The organism is Gilvimarinus chinensis DSM 19667 (assembly GCF_000377745.1).
Lineage (GTDB): Bacteria > Pseudomonadota > Gammaproteobacteria > Pseudomonadales > Cellvibrionaceae > Gilvimarinus > Gilvimarinus chinensis.
Genome location: NZ_KB898706.1, coordinates 336,662 through 355,546 on the forward strand (window position 1 = coordinate 336,662; position 18,885 = coordinate 355,546).

Here is an 18,885-nt window from a genome sequence, read left to right on the forward strand (position 1 = left end):
ACGAGAGTGGTTTTGGGGTTACTCCTTATTAAGTTTTCATTGGTTAAGGTATATGACAATGCTTACTTCCAATAAAAGCAAAAGTTTCAGCGCAGACATTCTTCGCCCCGCGCAATCGCCAGAGGGTGGCTGGGGGTTTGTGTTGCTACCTGACTCAGCCAGCGAGATCTTGCCTAGGCGGGGGCGGATTTCCGTCAGTGTTCGTGTAAATTCTAAGGAGTTTGTCGCGATGCTGGAGCCGGATGGCCAAAAAGGTCATTGGCTTAAATTGAATAAGCAAATACTGGACGCGGCCGACCTGAGTTTCGGCCACACAGCGGGTTTTACGATCACATTGTTGTCGCATGAGCCAGAACCAGAGCTGCCCGAAGACTTTCGCGAAGCGCTCGTCGCCGCGCCTGCTGCAAAGGAAACCTGGAGTAAAACGACGCCTGTCGCACAGGTTGACTGGATTCATTGGATTGAATCGGCCAAGCAGGCAAAAACTCGCAATAAGCGTATCAGTGACGCCTGCGATATGCTGGCCGAGGGAAAAACCCGGGTCTGCTGTTTCGACTCATCTGGCTTTTACAGCAAAGCATTTCGTGCTCCAGAGTCCTTGTAAGGCCGCCATTGTTAACTGAATGAAATAATTGCCCGGTAGGCTTCATTTTATTTGGTTGACGAGGTAACGGATGAGCATGTCGCTGCTTTACAAAATCTGTCGTCATGCAATGGGTGAAAAGCCAAGGCGATGAGGCGTCTCCGAGATTGGCTGATTACCTTGATAGCGCTGGTGGGGCTGTTGCTTGGCGTCGTACTGTTGTTGTCCCCAATCCCTGTCGGTTTATTGGTGCTCACTATCAGTCTGGTGGCGTTACTGTACGCGAACAAACGCTCGCGTCACTTGCTGCAGCAGGCAAGGTCACGTTGGCATAAAATTAATCATACTGTGTATAAGGTAGAAAAATTATTAGAGCGCCGGTTTCGCAGGCTGTGGTCTGTGATTTCCAGTACCCGGCCGCACGAAGATCGCAACGATTAATCGTGGTTATATCTGCAAGCTTTTAGAGTTTTCTTTTTTTATTAGTTGCTGTCGACCTGTGATAGCTGGTTTGACTCTTTACAGATTTTATAAAATATCGGGTGATGTTTAATGTTTGTGAAAGCGCCCGTGCGGTTCAGCCGTCTATGATTTACTAACAATCACTGAGCACAAACATCTTCGATACCGCTGCACAGTTAAAAGCGCCGTTAAACGACGCTTTTCAGTTGGGGAATTATCCGCCTATTTTTTGAGTAGCGGCTGCAAAAAGTGGCCGGTGTAAGAGTGTGTGTTTTTCGCTACCTTTTCCGGTGTGCCGCTGGCAATAATTTGCCCGCCGCCGCTGCCGCCTTCGGGGCCGAGGTCGATCAGGTAGTCGGCGGTTTTAATAACATCCAGATTATGCTCAATGACGACAATGGTATTGCCGTGGTCGCGCAGCCGGTGCAGAACATCCAGTAGCAGTTGAATATCGCCAAAGTGCAAACCGGTGGTGGGTTCGTCGAGTATGTACAGGGTTTTACCTGTGTCGCGTTTGGACAGTTCTTTAGCCAATTTAACGCGCTGCGCTTCACCGCCGGACAGTGTGGTCGCCGCTTGGCCCAGGCGTATGTAAGACAAGCCTACATCCATCAAAGTTTGCAGCTTGTTGGCGACCGATGGAATGGCCTCAAAAAACTCGCGGCCTTCTTCTACGGTCAGCTCCAAGACTTCGTGAATGTTTTTGCCTTTGTATTTAATTTCCAGGGTTTCGCGGTTGTAGCGTTTGCCTTTGCAAATGTCGCAGGGCACGTACACATCGGCGAGAAAGTGCATTTCAACTTTGGTTACGCCATCGCCCTGACAGGCTTCGCAGCGCCCGCCTTTGACATTAAAGCTAAAGCGCCCGGCTTTGTAGCCGCGTGAGCGCGCCTCGGGCGTACCGGCAAAAAGTTCACGCACCGGAGTAAAAATACCCGTGTAGGTCGCGGGGTTAGAGCGCGGTGTGCGGCCGATGGGACTTTGGTCGATATCCACGCACTTATCCAGCTGGTCCATCCCGGTAATGCTTTTATAGGGGGCGGGTTTTAAGGTGCTGGCACCGTTTAGCTCGGTGGCCGCAATCGGATAGAGCGTGGAGTTAATAAGGGTCGATTTACCGGAACCAGAGACACCGGTAATACAGGTCATCAGTCCCAGGGGTAATTCCAGGGTGACGTTTTGCAGGTTGTTGCCGGTGGCGCCTGCGAGTGTGAGCATTTTTTCTGGGGTGATAGGGGTGCGTTGACGGGGTACGGCAATTTGTTTACTGCCCGACAGGTATTGCCCGGTTAAGGAGTCGGCATTGGCCATAATGTCATCCACCGTGCCCTCGGCAATGACCTGCCCGCCGTGTACGCCCGCGCCCGGACCTATATCGATTACGTGGTCGGCGAGGCGAATGGCGTCCTCGTCGTGCTCCACCACAATCACGGTGTTGCCCAAATCGCGGAGGTGCGTCAAGGTGCTGAGCAGACGTTCGTTGTCGCGTTGGTGCAGGCCAATGGAGGGTTCATCCAGAATGTACATCACACCTACCAGCCCCGCGCCAATTTGACTGGCCAGACGAATGCGCTGCGCCTCGCCTCCAGACAGAGTATCCGCGCTGCGGTTCACGGTCAGGTAGTTAAGGCCCACGTCCACCAAAAAGCGGAAGCGGTCGCGCAGCTCTTTTAATATTTTGTCGGCAATGCCGGCGCGGGCACCCTCAAATTCCAGCGCTTCAAAATAGCTGTGGGCTTCGCCTACCGGCAGTTCGACCATTTGCGGCAGTGTTTTTTCATCCACAAACACGTGGCGGGCTTCTTCGCGCAGGCGGGTGCCTTTGCACGATGGGCAGGGCTGGGTGGATAAAAATTTCGCCAGGTCTTCACGCACACTGGCCGACTCGGTGTCGCGGTAGCGGCGCTCAAGGTTAGGGATTACCCCTTCAAAGGTGTGATTGCGCTTAATAACATCGCCGCGCTCGTTGACGTAGTTAAACTGGATAGACTCTTTGCCCGAGCCCTGCAAAATAGCGTTTTTCTGTTTAGCGCTCAGGCTCTCCCAGGGGGTTTCTACATCAAAGCCGTAGTGCTCGGCGAGCGACGTGAGCATGTGAAAATAGTACACGTTGCGTTTGTCCCAGCCGCGAATGGCACCTTGGGACAGCGAGGCCTCAGGGTAGAGCACCACTTTGCTCTCATCAAAAAACTGTTTCACACCCAGGCCATCGCAGGTGGGGCAGGCCCCCGCCGGATTGTTAAACGAAAACAGTCGCGGTTCCAGCTCGCTCAGGCTGTAGTCGCAAACGGGGCAGGCGTGCTTTGCCGAGAACACTCGGTCGTCCTGCTCGCCATCCATAAAGCTGATGCCGGCCAAGCCTTCGCTGAGGTTAAGAGCGGTCTCGAAAGATTCGGCCAGGCGAATTTGCAGGCCATCGCGCACTTTAAAGCGGTCCACCACCACATCAATGCTGTGCTTTTTCTTTTTATCCAGCTTGGGGGCATCGTCTAAATCCACCAGCAGGCCGTCAATACGGGCGCGAATAAACCCCTCGCGTTTCAGGTTCTCTAAGGTGTGCAAGTGCTCACCTTTGCGGTCGCGCACCACGGGTGCCAGCAGCATCAGTTTGGTGCCTTCGGGCAGCGCCAATACGGTGTCGACCATTTCGCTCACGGTTTGCGCGGCCAGGGGGATATTGTGCTCGGGGCAGCGCGGCTCACCCACGCGGGCAAACAGCAGGCGCAGGTAATCGTAAATTTCGGTGATGGTGCCCACGGTGGAGCGCGGGTTATGGGAGGTGGACTTCTGTTCGATGGAAATCGCGGGGCTCAGGCCCTCTACGTGGTCGACGTCCGGCTTCTCCATCATCGACAAAAACTGGCGCGCGTAAGTGGACAGCGACTCGACGTAACGGCGCTGGCCCTCGGCGTAAAGGGTGTCGAAGGCCAGCGAGGACTTGCCCGAGCCCGACAGGCCGGTAATAACCACCAGCTTGTCCCGGGGGATGTCCAGATCGATGTTCTTCAGATTGTGAGTGCGCGCGCCGCGAACGTAGATGGTATCCAAAAGCTCACCTGTGATTTGTTCAAAAACCGCCCATTATACGGTAAATGGAAGACAGAGGCCGCTCCGGTGTAGGGCAATCTCTGGTAGAATTCCGCTCTTTTCGACCACTGGTTTAGGTTTATCTGTGACACCCGGCACCTCTCAGTTTGAACGCCGCGCTGTGATGGCGTTGTCTTCGCTCTATGCGTTTCGCATGTTAGGGCTTTTTATGGTGTTGCCGGTATTGAGTGTGTACGGCGCACAGTACACTGGGGCCAGTGCGGCGCTGCTGGGGTTGGCGCTGGGTGCTTATGGGGCGTCTCAGGCGCTGCTGCAAATTCCCTTCGGCGTGCTCTCGGATAAAATTGGTCGCAAGCCCGTGATTATTACCGGGCTGCTTATTTTTATTCTCGGCTCGATTATCGCCGCCGTTGCCGATTCCATCTGGGGGCTGATACTGGGGCGCTTACTGCAGGGCGGTGGGGCTATCGCCAGTGCGGTAATGTCGCTGGTAACCGATTTAACCTCGGATGAAAATCGCACCAAGGCCATGGCCAGCATCGGCGCCTCCATCGGCGTATCCTTCGCTCTGGCGTTGGTGGTGGGCCCCGCTTTGGCAGGCCTTGGCGGCTTAAGCCTGATTTTTTGGGTAACCGCGGCGCTGGGTGTGCAGGGCATCATAATCACGTTGTACGTGGTACCGAAGGTGGCCCAGAGCCGTAACCGGCGGCGCGAATCCGGGGCTGTGCCCCAGCTGCTGTGGCAAACACTGAAAAACAAAGAGTTGCTGCGCCTGGATGCCGGTATTTTTGCGTTGCATTTTGTGCTGATGGCGAGCTTTGTGGTGGTGCCCTTAATGCTCAGCGGACCATTGGGGGTGGCGCGTACACAGCAGTGGCTGATTTATTTGCCGGTGTTGGCAGGCTCTTTTATTGCCATGTTGCCGCTGATCATCGTGGCCGAAAAACGTCGCAAAATGAAACCGGTGTTTTTGTTGGCGGTGGGGCTGCTAGCCTTGTCGTTACTCTGGTTGGCGCTAGTGCCGAAGGCATTAGTCTGGTGGTTGGTGGGGTTATTTGCCTTTTTTATGGCTTTTAACCTGCTTGAGGCTACCTTGCCATCGCTGGTCAGCAAATTGGCTCCGGCAGGCTCCAAGGGCACAGCTACAGGTATCTACTCGACGGCCCAGTTTTTTGGGGCCTTTTGTGGCGGGGCTGTGGGCGGCATCTTGTATCAGCAGGGTGATGCAGCTTTAGTGCTGGGAGCCTGCGCTTTAGTGGTTGGCCTGTGGTGGCTATTGGCACGGGGGATGGCGCCACCACGCTATTTGGCGAGTATGCTGTTTCCGTTAAATGGCCGCCGCCCAGATGTTATTGAGCCTTTGCTGGCGGCGCAAGAAGGGGTTGCCGAGGTGCTGATCGTACCGGACGAAGATATGGTGTACTTAAAGGTGGATTCGCGCCGGGTGGATCGGGCGGCAATCGCAAAGCTATTGGAATCTGCATAATTCGGCCACTGTGATAAAGTGGCCCGCTAATGAATGACGACGAAATTCTCAGGAGAAAACTATGGCATCGCGTGGCGTAAATAAAGTCATCTTGGTGGGAAATCTGGGGCAGGACCCGGAAACCAAATTCATGCCCTCTGGCGGCGCCGTAACCAATGTCAGTGTGGCGACCTCTGACCAGTGGAAAGATAAAAATACCGGCCAGCCGCAAGAGCGTACCGAGTGGCATCGCGTGGTATTTTTTAATCGGTTGGCAGAAATTGCGGGCGAGTATTTGCGCAAAGGCTCAAAAGTTTATATTGAAGGCTCCCTGCGTACCCGCAAGTGGCAGGGGCAAGACGGTCAAGACCGCTACACCACGGAAATTGTTGCCAGCGAAATGCAAATGCTGGATTCACGCGGTGGCGACGGCGGTGGTAACTATGGCCAGGATAATTACGGCGGCGGCCAGAACTTTGGTGGTGGCCAGCAAAATTACGGTGGCGGTCAGCAAAACTACGGCGCTCCGGCTGCGGCAGCTGGAGCCGCGGCGGGCGGTTTTAACCAGCCTCAGGGCCAGCCCAATCAACAACAAGCCCCTCAGCAGCCACCGGCACAACCTCAGCCTCCGGCTGGTGGTTTTGACAGCTTTGATGATGATATTCCGTTCTAGCGATTCCCAGAGTGTACAGAAAGCCCCGTTAACCGGGGCTTTCTTGGTTTAATGGGGTCGTAAATTACTGATCTGATTTCAAGAAGTTTTCAACGCCCATGTAAATTGCAAACTTTTGGGAGCTTTGAGGTGAGGTGGTGTTTTTCTTAGAGGTAATTTGTGTCTTATAGGGGGCCATATTAGCTTCAGGGCCTCGCGTTTGCTGGCTAATATGACTGCATTGAAAGATGAAAAAGATTGCCAGTAAATAAACTGTTGGTCTTGTGGCGACGCCGTGAATGCTATATTTCCCAGCCAATCCCAACACTTAAGCGGTAGTCATTTTTTTCTGGAATATTGCCTTCCTTATCTGGCTGCGGTTCGGATGTTCTGTCCCAGTAGGCGTTAATGTCTAGGTCGATGGTGTCGGTGAGGTCGAAGCTAAAGCCCATCAATAGGTGGTGGTTCTCTTTGCCGGATTCGGTAGAGGAGAAAATAACCTGATAAGTAAGCTTTATATCAATGTCGTCGGTTACTTCGTGAGAGTATTGAGTGGCGGTAAAAAATGCGGCTGAACCCAAGGGGTTGGTGGCGGCAGTGTTAACGTATTTTACTCTTTGATAGGCAGGCCCTGCGGCTACAGCCCAGTTAAGAGAGTAGCGCTCATAGATGAAATAGCCTATCCCGCCGCCAGCCGTCCACTGGTAGTCAACATTTTGAAAAGGATCGCTATAAAACTCGACGAAAAAAGGGCGCCAAAACCAATCTTTATTCCAGCGTTTATCCCATATTAAATTCACTCTGTCTTCGTTTGTACTGGTAACATCGTCAGTAGATGAGTAGTGCCCCTGGTAGGTGAACTGAACTCTGTTTAAAGCAGTCTGCCCCACTAAGTTGACATTCATGCTTAAGTCTTCCTGATTTACGTTTCCTTCGCGTAGATTGAGCCCTATACTTAAGTCGCCAGACCATAAGTCCTGACGTTTTTTTTCGCCCGATGCAATATTCAAAACATCATCAAACGAAAACTCGGCATCCACTTCTTCAACGTACAACCTGCCATTTTTAGTTTGAATTCTACCAACCACTGTTGTGAAATCGGAAAGAAGTACCGCCATAACCCGATTGGTATAAATCGATTCTATGTTGTCCCATTTAATGGTCAGAGCATCCAGCTTGCTGCTATCGAAATAGAGCTTGAAGTTGTCCATTCTATCGATGTCGCCTTTTAACCATTCTCCTGATGTCAGCTGTATCCAATCCCAAGGCGCGGCCAAATCGACCGAGACAGGTTCGTAGTTAGATTGAGTTGTACTCTCAGCGTTAGAAGCCGTCGATACAGTGACAGCGAGTAAAAAGATAAAAATATACTTAAATACCGCAGGAATCAGACTATCCATGAGTCAATACCACTGAAGGTCGAGTGTCCATGTTGTCAGTTAGAGTTCGGATTCTGGCACGATAATCGAAAGGAAGTTAACCCAAAAATTATCCCATGAAGATACTTCGGGCGCGGAGTCGAACGTCACACGCTCTCCGTTTACAAGTGTCTCCCACGTCTCATCGCCGTTATCATCCAGGTATACTCGATAGCCCCACCCATCCGTAAGTTCATTAAAACCATCTGACAGAAGTTTATAGTAAGAAGGGGTTTCAAATACTATTCCTAGTTCTGTATTCAAAAAAGCAGACCTAGGGTCTAAATTAAATGAACCGACAAAGAAGTAGTTGGCGTCAATTCCCAAATATTTTCCGTGCAAGCTTGAACTGGATGATCCGCTCCACTCTCCGCCGCCTTTGCTTTTGTCTCTTTTGGATGTTGGCATCAACTCGTATACCTCGACGCCGCCCTTGATTAACTCCTCCCTGTAGTTGATATATCCGGCGTAAACTATCGGCACATCGTTACTTGCTAGCGAGTTAGTAAGAACCTTAACAGTAAGGCCTTGCTGAGCTTTGTTCACTAAAAGATCGGTCAGTTTATCTCCGGGAACAAAGTATGGAGAAACTATTAATATTTCCCGCTGTGCGGACTGTAAGAGTTCTATTATTTTCGGTGCCAGGTAGCTATCCCTGTCGGGGTGCGTGTGCTCTACTGTGGATGGTTTGTCATGCCAGAATTGCCAACCGCTCCAGACCACACCTTTTCCTCCAAGGTCGTCCTCTATCTTTGATTGGCTCAGTTCAATTGAATTTCTTAGTTCAGACTCAAGACTCTTGTGTAAGTAGATTTCAAGCGTTTGTCGGTAATTAGCGTAGTCTTCGTCAGTTACTTCTATGTCAGTTGCTATCTGGCCAAGCGGGTATGCCCATTGGCTGCTCCAGAATTCGTCAAAAGAAGCGTTGACCTCCTTAGCAGCGCTTCCAGAAACTAAAACGTCTAAGTCGCTAAACCCTATTCTATCTCCAGTTTCAAAATATTCATCGCCGATGTTTCTACCGCCAATAATGCTGACAATCCTGTCTGCGGTGAGAGATTTATTGTGCATTCGATGGTCAAGCCTGGTGGAGTCGGTAAGGAAGTTCCACCACCGAACATTGCGGTTTATAAAAGGATTGAATAGTCGAATATCAATGTTTTGATTTGCCTGCAAAAGCGATAGAAGACGATCTTTTCCCGGCGTGTCTATGTCATCCAGTAATAATCTAACTTTTACTCCACGGTCAGCTGCGTTGAGTAAACTGTTAAACAGCAATCTTCCTGAAAGATCGTCGTGCCAAATATAATATTGAAGGTCCAGGCTGACCTCGGCTTGGTCGATCAGGGCGAGACGAGCCGCCAGGGCATCAACGCCACTTTCTAATGCATAGAATCCCGATTTACCTGAGTGCTTAGCACTTGCTTGCTTGACTTGCTGATGCAGCTTGCTGCTTTCTAACTCGGCGTGACTTGGGGGGGGAAACTGGTTAGGGGTGGCAAGTCGATCGGGGAGCGAAGAGCAGGCAGCGACGAGCGCTGCCAAATATATTATTAAAATTCTGGTGGCACTCAGCACTATACGAGATAAATTCATATTAATGTGTCTATTCTTGTATAAAAATACGTACTCATACTGGCTTGCTTGCCAATCACACCTTTACAAAGGTGCAGACAACGTTAACCAGGTGTTCCAGCCTTCGGGCCGTTTATCGGCGTCAAACTCATAGTACCCTTTCAGATTTAAGTACCATTTCCCGTCGCCCATTAGCCAGCCAAATTCCGGCCCTACTGATGCAACACTGGACTTAAAGTCACCTAGCTTGGCTCCCTTACCGCTATCGCCTGTGACTTGCTGGTAGACATACCCAACTAACCCCAAGTGAAAGCTTTCCGATAAGAACTGGGAGGCGGCCCAATCAAAATGCATGCTGACCCCATTTTGATAGTCGGTGTCCGGGTTTTCGAAATTATAATTTACCCCTAAAACACCGGAGAACTCTCGGCCGTTGTCGTTGTTCAGGTAGGTGTAGCCTCCGCCGATATCCAGCGCCCAATGGTTGGTGCCGATATTTGCGAGAGCATCTTTACTGTATTCGCCAACCGGTACTCCGGCCATGGCGTAGGTCATATAGTTATGAACACCGCTATTCCAACGAACCGTAGCGGCCGGATATAAATCGCCAATTCCAGAAGAGGAATCGCTTAGATGACGTGTTGCAGTGGTTGAGTCCACTCGGGTTAACGTAGAGTCAACCGCAACATCCACCTGCCCAGCCACCCCGGTAATAGAAAGACTAAGCTGGCCGCCATTCCAGATGGGATCGCTAAATGCATAGCTGGGTGCTAAAAACAGTAGGTCCGCCCTTGTGTCCAGACCGGCGACAATATTACCGCCCAAGGGAAATTCTCGACTGGACTCCGCATCCGCCGATAAGTGATAGTAAACGGCGCCTAACGACCAACCTTCACTTACCGGCGCTGCTGAAAAGCTACCAAACTGGCCTGGGAGCCAAAAGCTCACTCCCCCTTCGTCCGCGAGCGCGGACGAGGGGGAGTTCAAGGCCAGAATGGAGATGCCTAACAGTGGGAACATCACTTTTTTCTTTAAACTGTTATAAGTTTCCATTCTGTTTGATACTCCTTACTTTTCGATAACAAACCCGTTACTTGGTATAAACAATATTGAAAGTATCGATTTTACCGTTGTAGGTGAACGGAGCTTTGTCAAAGTAAGCGAGTGAAACCGGCGAGTAGCTGTCAGTACCCACGTCGAAGGCGTCATTAGCCGTGAAAGCAAGGGCCGCTGTACGAGGTGCGGTTCCGGACGCGACTTGCTTGCCGTTGACGCTTATGGATATGTCAGCTTTGCCTCGGGGCTTGGCGATTTTTGTCTCGACAACAATGGTAACTTCACCTTTCGGCAATTTCTCTTCACTGGTAATACGCGTTCTTTCGATTTCGAAAAGGTTGTATTCGTAATGAAGCTTGCCGTCTTCTACCCAAAGTGCAATACCCCCAGAGAAAGCCCCTAGAGCGTAAAGAACGCCTTGAGTGTCCGAGGTAATGTCGGTTTTGAGGGTAACTTTGTTGCTGCGAGCACCAATTTTAGGCCCTGCAAACTCGGGGACACCGACCACATCCTGGGTGTAGTTAAACTCAGTTGCGGGGTTCTGAGGTGCCGATTGGGGGCTCCATACAATCGACCATAAGCCACCGCCGATGGGAAAGACCTGATTATCTTTTGCTACATCTCTAAACAACGACTTCATTTTCTTTAGCTGTTTAGGATGAGAGTCGGCAAGGTCGTTAGCTTGAGAGAAGTCTTCACTCAGATCATACAGCTGCCATTTATCGTCTTTGGGTGTCCAGGTTCCTATGCTTTTCGGTAATCCCGGAACCCAAGGAATGCGTGGCCCCCAGGCGGAAGCGAACCAACCATCATGGTATATACCCCGATCGCCCATAACCTCAAAGTATTGAACCTGTTTGCGGCTCTCAGCTTTAGGGTTATCGAAGGTGTAGACCATACTGACACCATCCATGGGTTGTTGCGTTACGCCATCCACTTCTTTAGGAGCTTCAATACCGATAACATCGTAGATGGTAGGTACAATGTCGTTAACATGGTGAAACTGGTTGCGCGGAGTATCGTCTGGCTTAATATGCTTGGGCCAGGAAATAGCCAGCGGTGTGCGAGTGCCACCAAAATGCGATGCGTTCAGCTTGGTTCCCTGGAACGGGGTAGAGCCAGCCCAGGCCCAGCCAGCGTGGTACATGTTATCCGTTTTATTGCTGCCTAGAACATCAAGACCCCCCAATTCGTTGAGAGCGCGAATGTGGTCTTTCGTCTCGGTGGCAATACCGTTCTGCGCAAGCAGCTCACTGATGGTCCCACGCTGACCTTCAGAGCTTGAGCCGTTGTCGCCCCATACATAGAAGACGAGGGTATTTTCTTTCAGCCCCAAGTGATCCAGCTCGTCGAGGATTCGACCTGCCTGGGTATCGGCGTGCTCGGTATAGCCGGCAAAAACTTCCATCAGGCGGGATTGAAACTCACGCTCGTCTTTAGGGATGCTTTCCCAAGACTCCATGGTTTCCGGACGATCGGTGAGCTTGGTGTTTTCCGGAATCCAGCCCAGGGCCTTTTGCTGAGCAAAGATGGACTTGCGAAGTTCATCCCAACCCTCATCGAACTTGCCTTCGTATTTGTCAGCCCACTCTTTGAAAATATGATGGGGCCCGTGAGAGGCACCTGGAGCCCAGTACATAAAGAAAGGGTCTTCGGGGCGCAAAGCAACATGGTTGCGCATCCAGCTGACCGCTTGTTCTGTCATATCTTCAGTAAAGTGATAGCCTTCTTCGTGATGAGGTGGGGTCAGCCTGACGGTGTTTTCCACAACAGCGGGTTCCCATTGAGAGGACTCGCCTGCCAGAAAGCCGTAGAAATAGTCAAAGCCTACCAATCGGCCAGTAGGCCAGCGCTCGTAGGGGCCGGCGCTGGTGGTGTGTTCCGCAGGGGTGTTATGCCACTTACCAAAGGCGCCGGTATTGTAACCGTAGTAGCTTAATACTTTTGCCACAGAGGCGGTGGTTGCAGGCCAGTGACCAGTGTATCCGTCCCAATCGTTGGCCAATTCAGCGATTTGGCCAAAACCCGAACGGTGATGGTTTCTACCGGTTAACAGTGCAGCTCGTGTGGGTGAGCACATGGCCGCATTGTGAAAGGTGTTGAAGGTAATACCTGAGTTGGCAACTTCGCTCAAGGTGGGGGTTTTAATCGGTCCGCCAAAAGTGCCAGGCAGCGCGGGTCCTACGTCATCCAGCATGATAATAACAACATTTGGTGCATTATCCGGAAGGTGCGACTTTGCAGGTGACGGTGAATACTTTGACTCGGCAATGGTTTCTCCCGCTTTACTGCCCGATGGATCTGGCGGAAAGGGGAGCGACTCCTGAGCATAAGTAACGGTTGCGCTGAGCATAGCTGTCAGCGCTAATATCCCTCTAAACATTGAAGTGTCCTCGTATAATAGTTAGTACGGTTGTTACCACGAAAACCTCAGCCCCAGAGCAGGACCTGAAACGGTGAGTTCATCTACTAAGGTATCTTTCAGATCCCATTCCAGATACTGGTACCCTAAAACGACAACCAGTTTGCTAAATTGGTATCCGAGAGATGCGGTTGCTTGCCAGGTAAAATCGGAATCGCCAGTGCCGATATCGGCGTAGTAGCTGATATACCATTTTTCCGACAAGTTGTTTCTACCCTGGATGCCGATTACGCCATCCCAGATATCTTCATCGGCATGGTTACTGGCTTCGCCAATGGAGCTCAGGGCGAAATCGATATCTGAATTTAAGTCTAACCACCTAACACCTAAAACCCCGTTAATTTCAGCGGACGTTGACTCATAAAACTCCCACCCTGCTGCCGCCGTTAGTACTAATGTTGAAATCTCGGCCTTAATCGAGGCGGAAATGTTTGGGTTTTCTTTTGATTTGGTGTTTTCGACATCCACATACAGAAGGTTTCCAATAACACCAAACTTGTCGCCTTTGGCTGAAAACGAGCCAAAAAAGCCCATCTCCAGGTTATCCAATATGTCTCCAAACTCCGCTGTTTCGGAGAAGCCTTCACCGGAAATATCCACATCCGCACCTAATGCGTACAGCTCTGCGGTGTATTGCACTTCAGCAGAATACGCAGGTGATGCGAATGCAGCGGCTATTGATCCGGAAGCGAAAGCAAGCGATCTTAGGTAGTTCATAATATGTTCATCCCTAATCTAATTTTCGGTAATACTGCGATTGTTAACGTGACTGTGTATCTTTTACTCGACAGACGCTGACTATGGGGAGTTGGAGGTCATATAACGATTGCAAAATACCGTTTAGTTCAGCCTGATCTTTAACGGCGCCTTGTAAGGTTGTTCTTTGTTGGTGTGCGCTTAAAGAGCTGATGGTGGTGCATCGCATTTCTCCCATCCGGTCTAGCCAAGATTCTGGAATTGCGCCTGAGACGACAATTTTGTAGTTATGTACTGTGTTTTCATGATCACTGGTGACGTGAGTCATTCCCTGGCCTCCCAGCTATCCATAGATAGAGTAAAATAAGCCCAACTACATAAAACAAGCGGTAAAGGGGTGTTTCGTGAGAGGTTAGAGCATAGAGATTTGATAACGCCGCGAACCACCAGCCCTGAACCAATGAAAGAGTAAGGCAAATTGGGTTAGCCGTATGGGTAGTAAATGGGTAGTTTTATACTGAAAACCCCATGGATTGGCGCATTCATCATTATTAATAAGTTGAGGCCGATAACTATCTGAAAACCACCTGATAGTAAATTTATCTTAGGGCTTAAAACTTGAAGGGGTTTCTGTTGTTAGGTGCCAGGGGCTCTTCTCGGGACGAGAGTGAGAAAATGACTTACATAAGGTAGAGACAATGGAAGAGTATGAGTTTGTCTACATTTCTAGTGAATACATCAACAGAAGCTGGGATATTCTGCAGTTTTGGGTCGGCATTACCTTTGGTCTTCTGGCAATATCGCAACTTGCAGTGCGGCGGCTCAATGCTTGGCTTTTGCTGCTCATCACTTTGCTTTATATCGACTTTTCGATATTGACGGCGCGACTTCTTAAGTACAACAGAGAAATTGTCTCCAGTTATATGGCCGATTTAAACCACTTGCCAGAGCTTTCAGCCGGGACCCGTCAGTTTTTGATGGAGGCACCGAGACCGTTAGAGTTAAGCCTTACCTTATCGGTAGCTTATTATGCTCTATTTATAGGAACGGTAATATTTTGCTGGTACAGCTATTTACGGCTACGAGTAGCCAAGAAACCGGATTCTGCTGCTTAAATGACGCCGGAAAAATAGAAAAATTATACCAATTAATAAGAACCATTTTTAATGGAGTGGTGGCAAGGTATGGAAGAATATGGGCAAATTTTTAAGTCAAAGATCGTTTGTCCTAAGCTGCGGGAAGGGTTAATAGAACGTAAAGGGCTCTACGAAAGGCTTGATCAATCAAGTTATAAAAAACTGAGCTTGGTCTCTGCTCCTCCGGGGTATGGAAAAACTACCATTGTCTCTGCGTGGTGTAAAACACTTAACTCTCCTGTGGTTTGGCTTAGATTGAATAAAGAAGAAGGCAGCCTCAGCAAATTTCTTTGTTACTTAATAGCTTCTTTTCAGGTTTCGTTTCCGGGGTCCATGCGACAAACAAAATCGGCGATGAAATCATTGGACTCTTACTCCCTGGCTAGCCTGGCGCAGAATATTTTGCTTGATGTTGAGGCATTGGGAAGCGATGTCTATCTGGTGATGGATGATTATCATGAGATAGCCACCACTTCTAAGGTTAACGAGTTGGTAGGCACGGTCATAGATTATGCGTTAGACGATCTTCACGTTGTAATTGTCACTAGAAGGGACCCGTCATTTCCTTTGAGAAGAATGAGGGCAACGGGCGCCATTGAAGAAATAAGAATCTCTCAGTTAAGGTTTAATAATGGTGAAACTAAGGTGTATTTAGAAAACAGCTTAGATTTTTCATTGGCCGCAAAATCTTTAAATAATGTGCAGCGTGTTCTGGAGGGGTGGCCTAATGGTCTGCAAATGTTATCCATCATTGGGCAGACCAAAAAAATTGATAATGATTATTTGGCGTGTCTTTCTGGCGGAATAGGCCAAGCTCAAGAGTGCCTGTTTAATGAGGTGATAAATGAACTTGACCCCGCTATCTCTAAGTTGTTGATGTATGCGTCCATACCGTCGACATTTACGGTGGAGCAAGTCGATAAGATTGTCGCCGCCTCGAGGGAGGAGTGCCTGCCTTCAGGTCATGAGTTTGTAAATCTGGCTGAGCGGTGCAACTTGTTCGTGAGCCGGCTCGAGTTAAAAGAGCACTATTTTCGGTTTCATAGCCTTTTTCGATCTCTTCTAATTGATAGGCTACATAAGCGCGTCGACCAAAAAAAGATTGAAAACATTGTTGTCTCAGTGTGTGAGTGGTACTCAAAAGAAGGGTTTGTCGAAGAGGCGATAAAGTTATATCTAGAAAACGGTATGGAGGCTCGGGGGGTGGAGCTGGTTGGTTGTTATCGGCGTCATTATATGGACGCCGATAAATGGCTTGCTATCGAGTCGTGGATGAATCTTTTTTCGCGAAAAACCTTGCAGGAAAACCCTGTCTTACTGCTCACAAGGTTGTCTTTAGAGAAATTTAAACTGGATGTAGTTTCAATGGAGGAAACTATCGCTCAGATAACCTCAAAAGGGGGCGAAGGCCATCTTACCAATGGCCAGCTTTATGAGCTGTATCTCTATAAGGCCATTCCCAAGTTTTGGATGGGGGATGTGGGCGGGGCCAGTGTTCTTTTAGAAAAGGCGGTTTCGTGTGGTATAGATGACCCTTTTGTCTTGGGAGAAGCGTACATCTACTACACCATGGTTAAAACCATGGGAGGTGACCTCAAGGAAGCCCTTCTGGATTTGGAAGAAGTGAACCGTTTGAATGCTTATGGTCACAATTTTTTAGCGACACGAATATTAGCTGCTTATAGTTATGTGTTGTATGTGTCTTTAGACGCTATCGGTTCTCTGCGAAAAGCTGACCGATTAATAGTTGTAGCAACAGAAAGTGTAAAAAGTGATCATGCTAAAGGCTGGGGCTGGTACATGAGAATGTTGTGTCTTTTTTCCAGCGGACGCATTGAAAGCGCCAGACGTGCAGCAGATGAAGTAATAGCAGTAGGTAATAATGTAGAAAAACGGCTTCAGATTGAAGCGTTCCTTGTGATGGGTTTGTGCAGTCTATATTTATCTGATGAGGAGGAGATTAACCGATCTATAAGTTGCTTGCGTAATATACTTAGTGAGGCTCCAGTAGAGTCGAGTACGTACGAGCTTGCCTATTCCTCTCTTGCCCGCCTGTATGTGCAGAACAATGTCCTAGTCGCTTTTGATATGGCAGGGGAAATAAGTCAACACCCTTCCGCAGGAACCTTTGTCTTCTGGTTAGAGGAGCCTTGTCTGACAAGAATAAAGGCAACCCTTGCCATGGCCGGAAGGGAGGCCGCGAGTTCTCTGCTTCCGGGGTTAACGAAGCTCTATGATCAGGTTTGCTCGCAGCACCTTAATAATTACAAAGTTGAGATTTTGTTGTTGCTGTCAATCGCTTATGCGCTATCTGAAAATATATACCAAGCACAAACCTCCCTTCAAAAAGCGGTAGATGAGGCGGTCGAACAGTACTGGGTCGCTCCGTTTATGGAGATGGCAAGGTTCATACCCCTTGACGTTGTTGAGTCTCTTAAAGGTGAGGAACAGATAGGTTTTATTTCTCGAGTTTTAAATGTCACTGGGGAGTCAAAGTTAAAAGAAAGTGATTCAGATGCTGAAGAGAATAAACTTTTGGCGCAGCTTACCAGCAGGGAGGTGGACATTCTGGAGCATTTAGTATCCCGACGTAGGAATAAAGAAATTGCTGAGTCCCTGTTCATTTCTACTAATACGGTTAGTTACCATCTGAAAAATATCTATCAAAAACTAGAAGTCTCCAGCAGAAGAGAAGCTGTTATTAGGGTTGAGCAACTGCGCTTGTTAAAAAGAGAGGGGTAAAACATTCTCGAAAAAGTGACCGGTTATACGTGTCTGCCACACTGGCAAATAGGCTATCGCCGCACCTTACTGGCGAATGGTTTAACCTGTCGATCACCTTAAGTCGTTCTACCCTGAATGTGGTGTAGTATTAAATCAGAGTATCTATTAGTAGCACGCTGATTAGCCCCATCACGCCCACGATTGACTCCATTACCGTCCACGATTTCAAGGTGTCTTTCAAGCTTAAGTTAAAGTACTCCTTAAACATCCAAAAACCCGAGTCGTTGACGTGGGAGCACATTAAGCTGCCCGCGCCTACCGCTAGAATCATCAGGTTGGGGTCGGCGCCGGTAACCGCGACCACCGGTGCCATAATGCCGGCAGCGGTAAGCCCCGCCACGGTGGCAGAACCCAGGCAAATTCTAATAACGGTGGCGATAAGCCAACCGAGTAGCAGCGGGTTGAGCGCTACATCCTGCAGGACAGCGGCAATTTGATCGCTGACGCCACTGTCGATAAACACCTGCTTTAACGCCCCGGCCCCGGCGACAATCAGCATAATGACGGAAATATCGCGGATGGCCTCGGCGTAGTGCTCCATTAACTTTGTCATGCTATGGCCCTGAGCGAGGCCCAGCGTCCAGGTGGCGATGCCGAGCGTTACCAGCATTACCACGGAGGGGTTGCTGATTAGCTCGAACAGCCCGCGCAGGGTGGTGTCCTCAGCGGCCAGGCTGGGCAAAAACGATGAGCCGGCAATAAATGCCACGGGCAAAAGCGCGGTGATAAACGCATTGGTTTTGCCCGGCAGTTGTGCGTCGGGTATGTCTTTGGGGGTGAAGCTTTTTAACGGTTGCGAGGGAATGCGCTTTAAATAGTTGGCAAACAATGGCCCCGCGACAATCATCGTCGGTATGGCGACGATCAAGCCGTAGATTAACGTGGTGCTGATGCTGGCATTAAACATGGGCACCATCGCCGTCGGCGAGGGGTGCGGGGGCAAAAAGCCGTGGGTGACAGATAACGCCGCCAGCAGGGGAATACCCAAATACACCGCTGGCAGTTTGGATTGATACATCACCGAGAACACCAGCGGCACTAACAGCACGAAACCCACGTTATAAAACAGCGGAATGCCGACAATAAAACCGGTCAGCATCAGTGCCCAGGTAATTCGTTTGCGGCCAAAGGCTTTCATCAGTACATCGGCGATACGTTGCGCGGCACCGGTTTCGGCGACCAGTTTACCGAACATGGCGCCCACGCAAATGATGATGACCAGGCCACTTAACGTATTGCCTATACCGGTTTCGATAGAGCCTGGAATTTGTGCCAGTGGAATGCCCAGCAACATCCCGCCTACCAACGATGTAATTAAAAAGGCTAAAAACGGATGCAACTTGCCCAGGGTAATGAGCCCCACTAGCAGGGCAATAACGAGTAATACGGCGAAAATATCCATAGGTGGTCTCTCGGGTTATTTTTATTTGGTAGCGCTACCATTATTCTCGCATACTTGTGATTGCAAATGCGAGGGGTGGAGTGGATTGCCAGGTGTAGTCGTTAATGCGACGCGTGAGCGTTGTAGTCGTTGCTCGTGCTTATGCCAGTGTTAACATGGGCTATGTCGTGATGTGAAAGGGAATTA

13 protein-coding genes are annotated in these 18,885 nt (G+C 49.7%); 6 read left to right on the top strand and 7 right to left on the bottom strand.

Annotated elements, in window-relative coordinates:
- Positions 1–52: 52 nt before the first annotated feature.
- Both D568_RS0101570 and D568_RS0101575 read left to right on the top strand, forming a co-directional pair.
- On the top strand, positions 53–604 hold the full coding sequence (locus tag D568_RS0101570) for a YdeI/OmpD-associated family protein (protein WP_245551588.1): 552 nt from the start codon (positions 53–55) through the stop codon (positions 602–604).
- Positions 605–733: 129 nt separating this feature from the next.
- Positions 734–1,024, top strand: a complete 291-nt coding sequence (locus D568_RS0101575; protein ID WP_020207806.1) for a hypothetical protein — start codon at positions 734–736, stop codon at positions 1,022–1,024.
- A gap of 243 nt (positions 1,025–1,267) precedes the next feature.
- Here D568_RS0101575 and uvrA read toward each other — a convergent pair whose 3' ends face one another.
- Positions 1,268–4,093: an excinuclease ABC subunit UvrA gene (gene uvrA / locus D568_RS0101580; RefSeq protein ID WP_020207807.1), complete on the bottom strand. Its 2,826-nt coding sequence runs from the start codon at positions 4,091–4,093 to the stop codon at positions 1,268–1,270.
- Between the two features lie 124 nt (positions 4,094–4,217).
- On the opposite strand from uvrA, the gene D568_RS0101585 reads away from it, so the two are divergent.
- Together D568_RS0101585 and ssb are read left to right on the top strand one after the other, a co-directional pair.
- Entirely contained in the window at positions 4,218–5,579 is a 1,362-nt protein-coding gene (locus D568_RS0101585) for an MFS transporter (RefSeq protein ID WP_020207808.1), read from the top strand.
- A gap of 61 nt (positions 5,580–5,640) precedes the next feature.
- Positions 5,641–6,231, top strand: a complete 591-nt coding sequence (gene ssb, locus D568_RS0101590) for a single-stranded DNA-binding protein (protein WP_020207809.1) — start codon at positions 5,641–5,643, stop codon at positions 6,229–6,231.
- Positions 6,232–6,512: 281 nt separating this feature from the next.
- Here ssb and D568_RS0101595 read toward each other — a convergent pair whose 3' ends face one another.
- The 5 genes from D568_RS0101595 to D568_RS0101615 form a co-directional block, all read right to left on the bottom strand.
- Positions 6,513–7,610 carry a DUF481 domain-containing protein gene (locus D568_RS0101595; protein WP_020207810.1) on the bottom strand — a complete coding sequence of 366 codons (1,098 nt, stop codon included), beginning with the start codon at positions 7,608–7,610 and terminating at the stop codon, positions 6,513–6,515.
- Between the two features lie 39 nt (positions 7,611–7,649).
- The gene (locus tag D568_RS18880) at positions 7,650–9,224 is read right to left on the bottom strand and encodes a phospholipase D family protein (RefSeq protein WP_020207811.1); all 1,575 of its coding nucleotides are present in this window, start codon (positions 9,222–9,224) and stop codon (positions 7,650–7,652) included.
- A gap of 63 nt (positions 9,225–9,287) precedes the next feature.
- Positions 9,288–10,256, bottom strand: a complete 969-nt coding sequence (locus D568_RS0101605; protein WP_020207812.1) for a SphA family protein — start codon at positions 10,254–10,256, stop codon at positions 9,288–9,290.
- Between the two features lie 37 nt (positions 10,257–10,293).
- Entirely contained in the window at positions 10,294–12,642 is a 2,349-nt protein-coding gene (locus D568_RS0101610) for an arylsulfatase (RefSeq protein WP_020207813.1), read from the bottom strand.
- A gap of 33 nt (positions 12,643–12,675) precedes the next feature.
- Positions 12,676–13,398, bottom strand: a complete 723-nt coding sequence (locus D568_RS0101615) for a hypothetical protein (RefSeq protein WP_020207814.1) — start codon at positions 13,396–13,398, stop codon at positions 12,676–12,678.
- A 677-nt stretch (positions 13,399–14,075) separates the two neighbouring features.
- Here D568_RS0101615 and D568_RS0101620 point away from each other — a divergent pair.
- Positions 14,076–14,492 (top strand): hypothetical protein, encoded by a 417-nt coding sequence (locus D568_RS0101620; RefSeq protein ID WP_020207815.1) that lies wholly within the window; start codon positions 14,076–14,078, stop codon positions 14,490–14,492.
- Between the two features lie 51 nt (positions 14,493–14,543).
- Positions 14,544–17,255 carry a LuxR C-terminal-related transcriptional regulator gene (locus D568_RS0101625; protein WP_020207816.1) on the top strand — a complete coding sequence of 904 codons (2,712 nt, stop codon included), beginning with the start codon at positions 14,544–14,546 and terminating at the stop codon, positions 17,253–17,255.
- A gap of 130 nt (positions 17,256–17,385) precedes the next feature.
- Here the strand turns inward: D568_RS0101625 and D568_RS0101630 are convergent, their stop codons facing one another.
- On the bottom strand, positions 17,386–18,699 hold the full coding sequence (locus tag D568_RS0101630; RefSeq protein ID WP_020207817.1) for a gluconate:H+ symporter: 1,314 nt from the start codon (positions 18,697–18,699) through the stop codon (positions 17,386–17,388).
- Positions 18,700–18,885: the final 186 nt, after the last annotated feature.

What these genes read in the sequence shown, in the direction of transcription:
- D568_RS0101610 (WP_020207813.1), bottom strand. Translation starts at nt 12,642, where the DNA reads ATGTTTAGAGGGATATTAGCGCTGACAGCTATGCTCAGCGCAACCGTT.
- ssb (WP_020207809.1), top strand. Translation starts at nt 5,641, where the DNA reads ATGGCATCGCGTGGCGTAAATAAAGTCATCTTGGTGGGAAATCTGGGG.
- D568_RS0101625 (WP_020207816.1), top strand. Translation starts at nt 14,544, where the DNA reads ATGGAGTGGTGGCAAGGTATGGAAGAATATGGGCAAATTTTTAAGTCA.
- D568_RS0101630 (WP_020207817.1), bottom strand. Translation starts at nt 18,699, where the DNA reads ATGGATATTTTCGCCGTATTACTCGTTATTGCCCTGCTAGTGGGGCTC.
- D568_RS0101605 (WP_020207812.1), bottom strand. Translation starts at nt 10,256, where the DNA reads ATGGAAACTTATAACAGTTTAAAGAAAAAAGTGATGTTCCCACTGTTA.
- D568_RS0101570 (WP_245551588.1), top strand. Translation starts at nt 53, where the DNA reads ATGACAATGCTTACTTCCAATAAAAGCAAAAGTTTCAGCGCAGACATT.
- D568_RS18880 (WP_020207811.1), bottom strand. Translation starts at nt 9,224, where the DNA reads ATGAATTTATCTCGTATAGTGCTGAGTGCCACCAGAATTTTAATAATA.
- D568_RS0101595 (WP_020207810.1), bottom strand. Translation starts at nt 7,610, where the DNA reads ATGGATAGTCTGATTCCTGCGGTATTTAAGTATATTTTTATCTTTTTA.
- D568_RS0101620 (WP_020207815.1), top strand. Translation starts at nt 14,076, where the DNA reads ATGGAAGAGTATGAGTTTGTCTACATTTCTAGTGAATACATCAACAGA.
- D568_RS0101615 (WP_020207814.1), bottom strand. Translation starts at nt 13,398, where the DNA reads ATGAACTACCTAAGATCGCTTGCTTTCGCTTCCGGATCAATAGCCGCT.
- D568_RS0101575 (WP_020207806.1), top strand. Translation starts at nt 734, where the DNA reads ATGAGGCGTCTCCGAGATTGGCTGATTACCTTGATAGCGCTGGTGGGG.